This window comes from Stenotrophomonas sp. YJH_SMC_81 (genome assembly GCF_059370875.1).
In genome coordinates, this window is sequence record NZ_JCAFUB010000001.1 from 106318 (window position 1) to 118500 (window position 12183).

The window sequence follows — 12183 nt, forward strand, 5'->3', positions numbered from 1 at the left end:
GCTGCTGGACAGTTCGTTGATCGCACACGCCTCCCGCTCGTTGAGCATTATCGGTGCCGGCCTTGCCGGGTCCCTGCTGGCCATCCTGCTGTCACGGCAAGGCTGGCGCATCACCCTGTACGAACGCCGTGGCGATCCCCGCATTGCCGACTACGAGAGCGGTCGTTCGATCAACCTGGCGTTGGCCGAGCGCGGGCGCAATGCACTGCGCCAGGCCGGTGTGGAAGACGAGGTGATGGCGCGCGCGGTGATGATGCGCGGGCGCATGGTGCATCCACGCGACGGCGAACCGCAGCTGCAGCGCTATGGCCGCGACGACAGCGAGGTGATCTGGTCGATCCATCGCAGCGATCTGAACACCACGCTGCTGGAACTGGCCGAACAGGCCGGTGCCACCGTGCATTTCCATCGTCGCCTGCATACCGTGGATTTCGATGCGGGCTACGCGCGTTTCATCGATGACCGTGACGACAGCCCGCACGACATCCGCTTTGACACCCTGATCGGCGCCGACGGCGCGGGCTCGGCACTGCGCGCGGCGATGAACCGTCGTGCGCCGCTGGGCGAGGACATCGCCTTCCTTGACCATTCGTACAAGGAACTGGAGATCCCGCCGGCTGCCGATGGCGGCTTCCGCATCGAGCGCAATGCGCTGCACATCTGGCCGCGCGGCCACTACATGTGCATCGCGTTGCCCAATCACGAAGGCACTTTCACGGTCACCCTGTTCCTGCCCAACCAGGGCGATCCCAGCTTCGCCACGGTCAATACCGGTGCGCAGGCCGAGGCCCTGTTTGCACGCGAGTTCGCCGACGCGCTGCCGTTGATCCCGAACCTGCGCGTGGACTGGGAACAGCACCCGCCGGGCCTGCTCGGCACGCTCACCCTCGACCGCTGGCATCAGCAGGGCCGCGCCGTGCTGATCGGTGACGCTGCGCATGCGATGGTGCCGTTCCACGGCCAGGGCATGAACTGCGCGTTCGAGGATTGCGTGGCTCTGGCCCGCCATCTGATGGAAGCGGATGATCTGGAAGGTGCGTTCGCCGCGTTCGAGGCCGAGCGCAAACCGAATGCACGTGCCATCCAGCAGATGGCGCTTGAGAACTACCTGGAGATGCGCGACCGCGTGGCCGACCCTGCATTCCTGCTGCAACGCGAGCTGGAGCAGGAACTGCAGCGGCGCTGGCCGACCCGCTTCGTGCCGCATTACACGATGGTCACCTTCCTGCACACGCCCTACGCCGAGGCGCTGCGCCGCACCGAACTGCAGCGCGACCTGCTGGCTGCAGCCACCGCCGGTCACGATTCACTGGACAACATCGACTGGGCCGCACTGGAAGCGCAGGTCCACGCGCAGTTGCCGGTCCTGGAGGGCGCGCACTGATGGCCGACAGCTTCCTGTTCTACGACCTGGAAACCTTCGGCCAGGACCCGCGGCGCACGCGCATCTCGCAGTTCGCCGCGGTCCGCACCGATGCCGACCTCAACGAGATCGACACGCCGGTCAGCTTCTTCGTGCGCCCGGCCGATGACCTGCTGCCCTCGCCGATGGCCACCCTGGTCACCGGCATCACCCCGCAGCAGGCCCTGGCCGAGGGCATCAGCGAGGCAGAAGCCTTCGACCGCATCAACGAACTGATGTCGCGATCCGGCACCTGCGCACTGGGCTACAACACGCTGCGCTTCGACGATGAGTTCGTCCGCTACGGGTTGTTCCGCAACTTCCACGATCCCTACGAACGCGAGTGGCGCAACGGCAATTCGCGCTGGGACCTGCTGGACATGCTGCGGCTGATGCGCGCGATGCGCCCGGACGGCATCCGGTGGCCGCTGCGCGAGGACGGCGCCACCTCGTTCAAGCTCGAGCACCTGGCCGAGGCCAACAACGTGCGCGAAGGCGATGCGCACGAAGCGCTGTCAGACGTGCGCGCCACCATCGGCATGGCACGGCTGTTCAAGCAGTCGCAGCCGCGGCTGTGGGAGTACGCGCTGAAGCTGCGCGACAAGCGCTTCGTCGGCGGCTTGCTGGACGTGGCGGCGATGAAGCCGGTTCTGCACATTTCCATGCGCTACCCTGCCAGCCGCCTGTGCGCCGCACCGGTTCTGCCCTTGGCCGTGCACCCGACCATCAACAACCGGGTGATCGTGTTCGACCTGGAGGGCGAGATCGACGACCTGCTCGACCTGCCGGCCGAGGTGATCGCACAGCGCCTGTACATGCGGGCCAGCGAGCTGCCCGAAGGCGTGGCACGCGTGCCGCTGAAGGAAGTGCACCTGAACAAGGTGCCGGCACTGATCGCATGGAACCACCTGCGCGCCGATGACCATGCGCGCCTCGGCCTGGACGTGGCCGCGATCGAAGCCAAGGTGGAACGGCTGCGCGCGTTCGCTCCACAGCTGGCCGAGAAGGCACGCCAGGCCTACAACCAGCCCCGCGTCGCGACCGTGGCCGATGTCGATGCCTCGCTGTATGACGGCTTCCTCGGCAATGGCGACAAGCCGCTGCTGGCGCTGGCACGCACCACCGCGCCGGAGCAGCTGGCCGCGCTGGAAGGCCGCTTCCGCGACCCGCGCCTGCCGGAGCTGCTGTTCCGCTACCGTGCGCGCAATCATCCCGACAGCCTCGCGCCGGCTGAACGCCAGCGCTGGCAGGATTACCGGCGCCAGCGCCTGCTCGGCGACGGCGGCCTGGGCGAACTCAACCTGCCCCAGTACCAGCAACAGCTCGATGCGCTGGCCGCCGAGTCGCCCGCCGACGCGCGGCGCCAGGCCCTGCTGCAATCGCTGCGCGACTGGGGCCAGCACCTGCAGGAGACCTTGTGAGTACCTATTTCTCGGACGCCAGCTTCAAGTTCCTGCGCAGCCTGGCGCGGCACAACGACAAGACCTGGTTCAACGACCACCGCCAGCAGTATGAAGACCACGTTCGGCAGCCGTTCCTGCGCCTGCTGGGCGACCTGCAGCCGGCATTGGCCGAGGTCAGCGAGCACTTCCGCGCCGATACCCGCGGCGTCGGCGGCTCCCTGTTCCGCATCCACCGTGACGCGCGCTTTTCCAACGACAAGTCACCGTACAAGACCTGGCAGGGTGCGCGCCTGTTCCACGAGCGGCGCCGCGAGGTGGCCGCGCCGTCCTTCTATGTGCACCTGCAACCCGGCGAGAGCTTCGTCGGCGCCGGCCTGTGGCATCCAGAACCGGAAACCCAGCGCCGCGTGCGCCACTTCATCCTCGACAACCCGGGCAGCTGGAAGGCCGCCGCGCACGCGCCGGCCCTGCGCAAGCGCTTCGATTTCGAGGAGAGCGAGAAGCTGGTGCGGCCCCCGCGTGGCTTCCCGGCCGACTTCGAGTTCATCGACGACCTCAAGCACCGCAACTGGGTGATGTGGCGCTCGCTGGACGACGCCACCATGACCGGCCCACGCCTGCTGTCCACGCTGGGCAAGGACCTGGCCGCGCTCGGCCCGTTCGTCGACTACCTGTGCGCTGCGCTGGACCTGGAATTCTGATGTCGCAGAATCTTCCGCTGGCCCGCCAGCGGCGCGTGCTCGGCCGCACCGGCCTGGCCGTTTCACCGATCGGATTGGGCTGTTCCGGCTTCTGGGGTCATCGCCGCTTCCCCGAGCATGAGGCAGCTGCCGTGGTCGAGCATGTGCTTGCCCACGGGGTGAACCTACTCGATACCGGTCACAACTATTCCGGCTTCCATGCCGAGCCGCGCCTGGGCCGCATCCTGCGCCCGTTGCTGAAGCAGTACCCGCGCGATTCACTGGTGATCTCAAGCAAGGGCGGCACGCTGACCGGCCAGGCCGGCATCAGCGGCGCCGAGCAACGCAATTTCTCGCCCGCGGCCATCACCGCCAGCTGCGAGGCGTCGCTGCGCAACCTCGGCCTGGGCCATCTTGATGTCTACCAGCTGCATGACGCCAGCGAACACGACATCAGTGACGACCTGCTGGCGGCACTGCAGCGCCTGCGCGAACGTGGGTTGATCCGATTCACCGGCATCAACACCCACTCGGCCTCGACCCTGCGCTGGATGATCGCCCATCCAGATGCCTTCGATGTGGTGCTGCTGGACTACAACGCCCTACAGCAGGACCGCGAACCGCTTATCGATCAGCTGCAGGCAGTGGGCATCGGCGTGCTGGCCGGCACCGTGCTGGCGCAGGGCCATCTGCTGCCCGCACGCCCGCGCCTGCCACGGCTGGCCGATGGCTGGTACCTGGCGCGCGCCTGGCTGAAACCCAGCAGCCGCCATCTGATGCGCAGTGCCCGCCAGATGCGGCGCGCGGTGGCCACGATCCACAGCCAGCGTCCGGCCCAGACCGCCTTCGCCTACGCATTGGGGCATCCCGGTGTGGCCAGCGGCATCCTCGGCACCACCCGCATCCGCAGCCTGGACGAGGTCTTGGCAACGCGCGTGGAGGCGCTGAGCCCGGCGGAACGGCAACAGCTGGTCGATGCCTTCGGTGATGGCCGTGGTTCGCCCAGTCAGTGAGTCTTCACCCGGCACTGCCGCCGTTGCGGCAGTCTGTCCGGCATGAAGAAGCTCACCGCACTGCTTGTGCTGCTGGTCCTGGCCTTGGCGGCCTGGTGGTTCGGCGGCCCGTACCTGACTGTCAATGGCTTGTCCAAGGCCATCGAACAGCGCGACACCGCGCGCCTGGAGCGTTACGTCGATTTCCCGCGCGTGCGCAGCAGCCTGCGTGCGCAGCTCAATGATTACCTGGTGCGCCAGGCGGGCCCGGACGTGGCGGCCAGCCCGTTCGGAGCCCTGCTCTACGGCCTGGGCGACCAGCTCGGGGGGGCCGCGGTGGAAACCATGGTGACCCCGACCGGGATCGGCGCGATGCTGCAGGGCCACGTGCTGTGGAAGCGTGGCCGCAATGAACTGCAGGGTGGCGACGCCTTCGGCGCGACCGAACCTGCGCGGCCGTTGAAACACGCCGAGCACCATTTCGAGGCGTTCGATCGCTTCGTGATCAATGTGGATCGCGGCCCCGGCCAGCCACCGACGAAGGTGGTGCTGGAGCCGCAGGGCCTGCGCTGGAAAGTGGTGGACCTGCAGTTGGGGATGTCGGGCAGCCCTTGATCAGACCCGTGGCCTGACGGCAGCGCCAACCAAGATTGGCACCTACCGGTCAAATCCGCCCTATCCCTCGTTGGCGACGCCGTGCGGTACGTGGCCGGCAGCCACATGCTCGCGGGCGCTGTCGATGTTGTGCTGCGAATCATCGAAGAAGATGTCGGCACCGAAGGCCTGCAGGAACGGCCCCTTGTGCCGGCCGCCGAGGAACAGCGCTTCGTCCAGGCGCACGCCCCACTCCCGCAGGGTGCGGATCACCCGCTCGTGCGCCGGGGCCGACCGCGCGGTCACCAATGCGGTACGGATCGGCGCGCTGTCGCCAGCCGGGAACACTTCCTGCAGCGTGTGCAGGGCCGACAGGAAGCCGCGGAAGGGGCCGCCACTGAGTGGCTCGCGGGCGCGTTCGCGTTCGTGGCGGCCAAAGGCTTCCACGCCCTGCTCGCGCGAAATGCGCTCACTCTCGTCACCGAAGATCACTGCGTCACCGTCGAAGGCAATGCGCAGCTGGCCGGCCGGGCGACCGGTATCGATCTGGTCGGCCGCTGCCGCAGCGGTCTCGCCCGGTGGTTTGGGCAGGATGGTCGCCGCCGCGATGCCATGGCGCAGCGCACTGCGCACCGATTCCGGGTTGGCCGACAGGAACAGGTCGGTGCCGAACGGCTTCACATACGGCCAGGTCGGCTCGCCAGCGGTGAACGTCGCACGGATGATGCCCAGGCCGTAATGCTGGATCGAGTTGAAGATGCGCAGGCCGGTATCGGCCGAGTTGCGCGACAGCAGGATCACCTCGACCCGCGGGTTCTCCGGGCTGGCACCCTGGTTCAGTGCCAGCAGCTTGCGCACCACGGGAAAGGCCACGCCGGGGCCGAGGATGTCGTCCTCATGCTGGCGCTGGAACTCGGCATAGGCCGCCACGCCATCGCTCTCGAACAGCGCATGGCTTTCCTCGAGGTCGAACAGCGCGCGCGAGGTGACCGCGACGGTCAGCAAACGGGGGGAGTTGTCGCCCATCGGTGGGGGTCCTTCAAGCGGTCGGCGGGGCCGGCCGCCCATTGTCCTCAAAAAACGAACTGTTCGCTCAGGATCCGGTCTTCCAGGTTGTGCTCCGGGTCGAACAGCAGGGTCACACGACGGTCCCTCGACTCACGGATGGTCACCTCGACCACATCGCGGGTCTCGTGCGAATCAGCGGTGACGCTGACCGGACGCTTGTAGGGATCGAGCACGCGGAAGCGCACTTCGGTGTCGGCCTTGAGGATCGCCCCGCGCCAGCGTCGCGGCCGATACGGAGCCAGCGGCGTCAGCGCGATGGTATGCGACCCCAGCGGCAACACCGGGCCGTGCGCGGAATAATTGTAGGCGGTACTGCCGGCCGGGGTGGCCACCAGCACGCCGTCACCGATCAGCTCGGCCACCCGCTCCTGGCCGTTGAGGTCGATGCCGATATGGGCCGCCTGCCGGGTCTGCCGAAGCAGCGAGACATCGTTGTAGGCCAGCGACCCGGTGCTGGTGCCGGACTCGGTCAGCGCCACCATTTCCAGCGGGCGCAGGTTGGCCGGCTCGGCACGCGCAATGCGGGCCTGCACGTCATCGTCACCGCGGTACTGGTTCATCAGGAAGCCAACGGTGCCCAGCTTCATGCCGAACACCGGCTTGCCCAGGTGCCCGTGCCGGTGCAGGGTCTGCAGCATGAAACCGTCGCCACCCAGCGGGCACAGCACGTCGGCCTGCTCGGGCGCGTGATCGCCATAACGCGAGATCATCGCCGCGCGGGCCATCTGTGCAGGTTCGGTGCTGCTGGCCAGGAAAGCGATGCGGGGGGTGTCGCTCATCGGTGGATCCGGGTGGGTGTGCCAGCAAGAGCATACCCGGTCGTGCCGGCCGCTGGCCGGCTGCTGCACCCGGTTGCGATTCATGAGGTTGCCGGCCAGCGGCCGGCACTACCAGACAATGCAGAACGGACCCGCTTTCGCGGGGCCGTTCCTCCAACTGCTGCAGATCAGGAGCCCCCCTGAGTCAGGGGGGGCGCGCCAACGGCGCGGGGGTCTGGGAGCATGGTTGGCATGGGGCCCACGGTTTGCAGAGCAATCCGTGGGGCGTCAGCGCGAATGCGCTTACGCACCATGCGCGGCCAGCTGGCCCAGGCGCTGCACCGCGACCGAGACGGTCGGGTAGTCCAGGGTCTTCTGCTCGGCCAGTTCGGCCAGCATCGCCAGGGTGAAGCGCAGGCTGTTGTCGTCGCGGCCCATCCAGGCAGCGACCTTGGCCTCGGCACTGCTGCCCTTGGTGCCCAGCACCTGCCCGGCCAGGTTGCGGTGGTTGGCTGCAAGCTCATCACGCAGCACGCCACGCGCCACCGCGTGCCAACGACCGTTGACTTCCAGCGCGTCGACCTGCTCGAACAGCCACGGCAGCTGCAGGGCATCGCCCAGGCGGAAGTGGACCTTGGACACGTCCACCGGCTTCAGCTTGCGGGTGCGGGCCAGTTCGATGATGTCGAACGCCGGTTCCAGGAAGTGCAGTTCGGCCAGCTGTTGTGCCAGTGCAGACGGCAGGCCCTTTTCCTTCCACTCGGCCACCAGGGCTTCGTAGGTCGGACGCTGCGAATCCGGCAGCACGCCCGAAGCGACGCGGATGTCGTTGAACGGTCCCTGGTAGCGGTTGACCGCTTCGGTGATGCCCGGCATCGCGCCCGGGCGCGACAGCAGCCAACGCACGAACGAGCGCTGCAGCTTCCAGATCACTTCCAGGGCGTCGATCTGCACCGACTCCGGCACCTTGCCGTCGAGGGCATCGATCTGTGCCCACAACGCGCGCGCATCCAGCGTTTCGCGACTGATGGTGTAGGCCTTGGCGACCTCGGCGATGGAACGGCCGGTGTCTTCCTGCATGCGCATCAGGAAGGTGGCGCCCATGCGGTTGATGGTCTGGTTGGTCACGGCCGTGGCGATGATTTCGCGCTTCAGGCGGTGACGCTCCATCGCGTCGGCGTACTTCTTCTGCAGCGGGGTCGGGAAGTAGCGCTGCAGTTCCTTGGACAGGTACGGATCTTCCGGGATGTCCGAATCCAGAAGCTGGTTGAACGCCACCAGCTTGGAATAGGACAGCAGCACCGACAGCTCCGGACGGGTCAGGCCCTGGCCGCGTGCCTTGCGCTGCGAGAGCTCGGCATCGGACGGCAGGAACTCGATCTGGCGGTCGAGCAGGCCCTGCTGTTCCAGGGTGCGGATGAAGTGCTGCTTGGACCCCAGGCGCTTGACTGCCATCCGCTCCATCAGGCTCAGTGCCTGGTTCTGGCGATAGTTGTCGTTGAGCACCAGCTCGGCGACTTCATCGGTCATCGAGGCCAGCAGCTTGTTGCGCTGCTCGACGGTCAGCTTCTTGGCCCGCACCACATCGTTGAGCAGGATCTTGATGTTGACTTCATGGTCGGAGGTGTCGACACCGGCCGAGTTGTCGATGAAGTCGGTGTTGAGCAGCACGCCGGCCTGGGCAGCTTCGATGCGGCCCAGCTGGGTCATGCCCAGGTTGCCGCCCTCGCCCACCACCTTGCAGCGCAGCTCGCCACCGTTCACACGCAGTGCGTTGTTGGCGCGGTCGCCGACATCACTGTGCTGCTCGCTGGCAGCCTTGACGTAGGTACCGATGCCGCCGTTCCACAGCAGGTCGACCGGTGCCTTCAGGATCGCGCTCATCAGATCGTTCGGCGACAGCGCCTTGACGTTCTCGTCCAGACCCAGCGCCTCACGCACCTGCGGGGTGATCTCGATCGACTTCAGGCTGCGCGGATACACGCCGCCGCCCTTGCTGATCAGCTTGGTGTCGTAGTCCGCCCAGCTCGAACGCGGCAGGGTGAACAGGCGCTCACGCTCGATGAACGACGTGGCCGCATCCGGATTCGGGTCCAGGAAGATGTGGCGGTGGTCGAACGCAGCGACCAGGCGGATATGGCGCGACAGCAGCATGCCATTGCCGAACACGTCGCCGGACATGTCGCCGACGCCGACCGCAGTGAAGTCCTGGCTCTGGCTGTCACGGCCCAGCGCACGGAAGTGGCGCTTGACCGACTCCCACGCACCGCGCGCGGTGATGCCCATGCCCTTGTGGTCGTAGCCGACCGAACCACCGGAGGCGAACGCATCGCCCATCCAGAAGCCGTGCGCGATGGCCAGGCCGTTGGCGATGTCGGAGAAGGTCGCGGTGCCCTTGTCGGCGGCCACCACCAGGTACGGATCGTCCATGTCGTGGCGCACGACATCCACCGGCGGCACGATCTTGTTGTTGACGATGTTGTCGGTGATGTCCAGCAGGCCCTGGATGAACAGCTTGTAGCAGGCCACGCCATTGGCGAAGATCGCGTCGCGATCGCCGTTCACCGGCGGGGTCTTGGCGAAGAAGCCACCCTTCGCGCCGACCGGCACGATGACGGTGTTCTTGACCATCTGTGCCTTGACCAGGCCCAGCACTTCGGTACGGAAGTCTTCGCGACGGTCCGACCAGCGCAGGCCGCCACGCGCAACCGCGCCGAAGCGCAGGTGGGTACCTTCCACGCGCGGGCCGTACACGAAGATCTCGCGGTACGGGCGCGGCTTCGGCAGGTCCGGCACCAGCGCCGAATCGAACTTGAAGCTGATGACATGGCCGTGCTGGCCGTTGGCATCGGTCTGGTAGTAGCTGGTACGCAGGGTCGCGTCGATCACGCCCATGAACGAGCGCAGGATGCGGTCCTCGTCCAGGCTGGACACGCGATCCATCAGCTTCAGCAGCGCATCGCGCGCGGCCTGCATCTGCGCGTCGCGGTCACCCTTGCGGGCATCGACCACGCTCTTGAGCACCTTCAGGGTGGCGTCGTCGCCAGCGGCCAGCACATCGAAGTGGGCCTTCAGCTGGGCCTGGCCGGCCGAGATGTCGTCCTTGCTCTCATGGCCGGTGGCCGGATCGAAGCGGGCCTCGAACAGTTCGACCAGCAGGCGGGCCAGCAGCGGGTAACGCGCGAAGGTGCCTTCCACGTAGGCCTGCGAGAACGGCACGCCGGTCTGCAGCAGGTACTTGCAGTAGCCACGCAGCATGGCGACCTGGCGCCAGTGCAGGCCAGCTGCCAGCACCAGGCGGTTGAAGCCGTCGTTCTCGGCGTCGCCGTGCCAGACGCGGGCGAAGGTCTCGCCGAAGGCTTCATCGACACTGGCGGCATCGATCGCGCCAGCGGTCGACTCGACCTCGAAGTCCTGCACGTACACCGGCGCGTTGTCGACCGACAGGCGGTACGGACGTTCGGCGATCACGCGCAGGCCCATGTTTTCCATCATCGGCAGCGCGTCCGACAGCGGGATGTCATCCAGCTGGCGATACAGCTTCAGGCGCAGGCCATCGCCGCTTTCGCGCGGCACGGCCTGCAGGCTCAGGCGCAGGTCGTCCGGGCCGGTCAGCGCGTCGAGCTGGCTGACATCGTTGGCGGCAACGGCGGTGCTGTTGTCTTCGATGTAGCCGGCCGGCAGCGCCTTGCCGATGCGGGCGGCGATGCGCAGGCCTTCGGTCTCGCCGTGGCGGCTCACCAGCGCTTCGCGCAGGTCGTCCTGCCAGTTACGCAGCACCTGGGCCAGCTTCTGCTCCAGTTCGGCGGTATCAACGTCGAGCATTTCACCCGGCTTCGGGCGCACGATCAGGTGCACCTGCGCCAGCGGCGATTCGCCCAGCACCACCGAGCTGTCGACGAACTCGCCGTGCAGCGCGTCCTTGAGCATTGCTTCGATGCGCAGGCGCACGTCGGTGTTGAAGCGCTCGCGCGGCAGGTAGACCAGCGCGGAGATGAAACGGCTGTACTTGTCGCGGCGCAGGAACAGGCGGCTGCGCACGCGTTCCTGCAGGCCCAGCACGCCCATCGCGGTGCGGAACAGTTCGTCCTCGCTGGACTGGAACAGTTCTTCGCGCGGCAGGGTTTCCAGGATATGGCGCAGGGCCTTGCCACTGTGGCTGGCGGGGGCCAGCCCGGACTGCTTCATCACGTGCTCGTGGCGCTGGCGCACCAGCGGGATTTCCCACGGGCGACGGTTGTAGGCGCTGGAGGTGAACAGCCCGAGGAAACGCTGCTCGCCGATGATCTTGCCCTTGGCGTCGAACTCCAGCACGCCGATGTAGTCCATGTAGCCGGCGCGGTGCACGCGCGAACGGGCATTGGTCTTGGTCAGGATCAGCGCATCCTTCAAACCGGACGTGGTGTTCAGGCCCTGCGCGGCCAGCGTCTTGACCGGACGGGCGGCGGACTTGTCCTTGCCACGCATCAGGCCCAGGCCGGTGTCGTTCAGCGGCGCCAGCACCTCTTCCTTGCCCTGCTTCTCGACGCGGTACTCGCGGTAGCCGAAGAAGGTGAAGTGGTTGTCAGCGGCCCAGCGCAGGAACTCCTGTGCTTCCTTGCGCGACGCGTCGTCGACCGGCAGCTGGCGGCTGCCCAGGTCGTCGGCCAGCGCCAGCGCCTTGTCCTTCATCGGCTGCCAGTCGCGCACGATCGCACGCACTTCATCCAGCGCCTTGTTGATGGCCTGCTCGATGGCAGCCATCGCATCGGCCGGCTGGCGGTCGATTTCCAGCAGCATCACCGACTCGGCATCACCTTCGCCGACCTTGACCAGCTTGCCGGCCTTGTCGCGGGTGAAACGCAGTACCGGGTGGCCCAGCACGTGGACGCCCACGCCCTGCTCGGCCAGCGACATGGTGACGGTATCGACCAGGAACGGCATGTCGTCGTTGACGATCTGCAGCACGGTATGCGGCGATTCCCAACCGTTGGCCTTCGCGGTCGGATTGAACACGCGGACGTTGGCCTTGCCAGCCTTGCGGGCCCGGGCGAATTCCAGCGTCTCAGCCGCGAGAGCGGCCCACTCTTCAGCGCTGTGGTGCGGGAACTCGTCCGACTCCATGCGCTTGTAGAAGTCAGTGGCGAAGGCCACTGCTTCGGCCTGTGCGGCCGCGGGGTAGCGCTTGCGCAAGGCCGTGTACACCGGCTCCAGGGAGAAACCAGCGGTCACTGCGACCTCCGACTCTGCTGGTTTCGTCTTGTTTTTCACGGTCTTGGCTGCGGTTTTTTGCGGTTTCATGGCAGA

The 12183-nt window shown here is 67.0% G+C and carries 8 protein-coding genes; 5 read left to right on the forward strand and 3 right to left on the reverse strand.

Annotation, left to right across the window (positions count from 1 at the left end):
- Positions 1-16: 16 nt before the first annotated feature.
- The 5 genes from AC5P8U_RS00515 to AC5P8U_RS00535 are packed head-to-tail and all read left to right on the forward strand — an operon-like array spanning position 17 to position 5092.
- Positions 17-1384: an FAD-dependent oxidoreductase gene (locus tag AC5P8U_RS00515; RefSeq protein WP_072168152.1), complete on the forward strand. Its 1368-nt coding sequence runs from the start codon at positions 17-19 to the stop codon at positions 1382-1384.
- Entirely contained in the window at positions 1384-2823 is a 1440-nt protein-coding gene (sbcB, locus tag AC5P8U_RS00520) for an exodeoxyribonuclease I (protein WP_439426286.1), read from the forward strand. Before AC5P8U_RS00515 ends, sbcB begins: the two co-directional genes overlap by 1 nt.
- The gene (locus tag AC5P8U_RS00525) at positions 2820-3506 is read left to right on the forward strand and encodes a DUF2461 domain-containing protein (protein ID WP_053500718.1); all 687 of its coding nucleotides are present in this window, start codon (positions 2820-2822) and stop codon (positions 3504-3506) included. Before sbcB ends, AC5P8U_RS00525 begins: the two co-directional genes overlap by 4 nt.
- Positions 3506-4498 carry an aldo/keto reductase gene (locus tag AC5P8U_RS00530; RefSeq protein ID WP_334271414.1) on the forward strand — a complete coding sequence of 331 codons (993 nt, stop codon included), beginning with the start codon at positions 3506-3508 and terminating at the stop codon, positions 4496-4498. Before AC5P8U_RS00525 ends, AC5P8U_RS00530 begins: the two co-directional genes overlap by 1 nt.
- A gap of 42 nt (positions 4499-4540) precedes the next feature.
- Positions 4541-5092, forward strand: coding sequence for a DUF2939 domain-containing protein (locus AC5P8U_RS00535; protein WP_072168155.1), 552 nt, complete (start codon positions 4541-4543; stop codon positions 5090-5092).
- A 60-nt stretch (positions 5093-5152) separates the two neighbouring features.
- Here AC5P8U_RS00535 and AC5P8U_RS00540 read toward each other — a convergent pair whose 3' ends face one another.
- The 3 genes from AC5P8U_RS00540 to AC5P8U_RS00550 form a co-directional block, all read right to left on the reverse strand.
- Positions 5153-6097, reverse strand: coding sequence for a 5'-nucleotidase (locus tag AC5P8U_RS00540; RefSeq protein WP_005417414.1), 945 nt, complete (start codon positions 6095-6097; stop codon positions 5153-5155).
- Between the two features lie 47 nt (positions 6098-6144).
- A complete protein-coding gene (locus AC5P8U_RS00545) occupies positions 6145-6918 on the reverse strand; it encodes an NAD kinase (protein WP_069139728.1) in 774 nt (257 codons plus the stop codon).
- Positions 6919-7200: 282 nt separating this feature from the next.
- The gene (locus AC5P8U_RS00550; RefSeq protein WP_088496855.1) at positions 7201-12177 is read right to left on the reverse strand and encodes an NAD-glutamate dehydrogenase; all 4977 of its coding nucleotides are present in this window, start codon (positions 12175-12177) and stop codon (positions 7201-7203) included.
- Positions 12178-12183 lie beyond the last annotated feature (6 nt).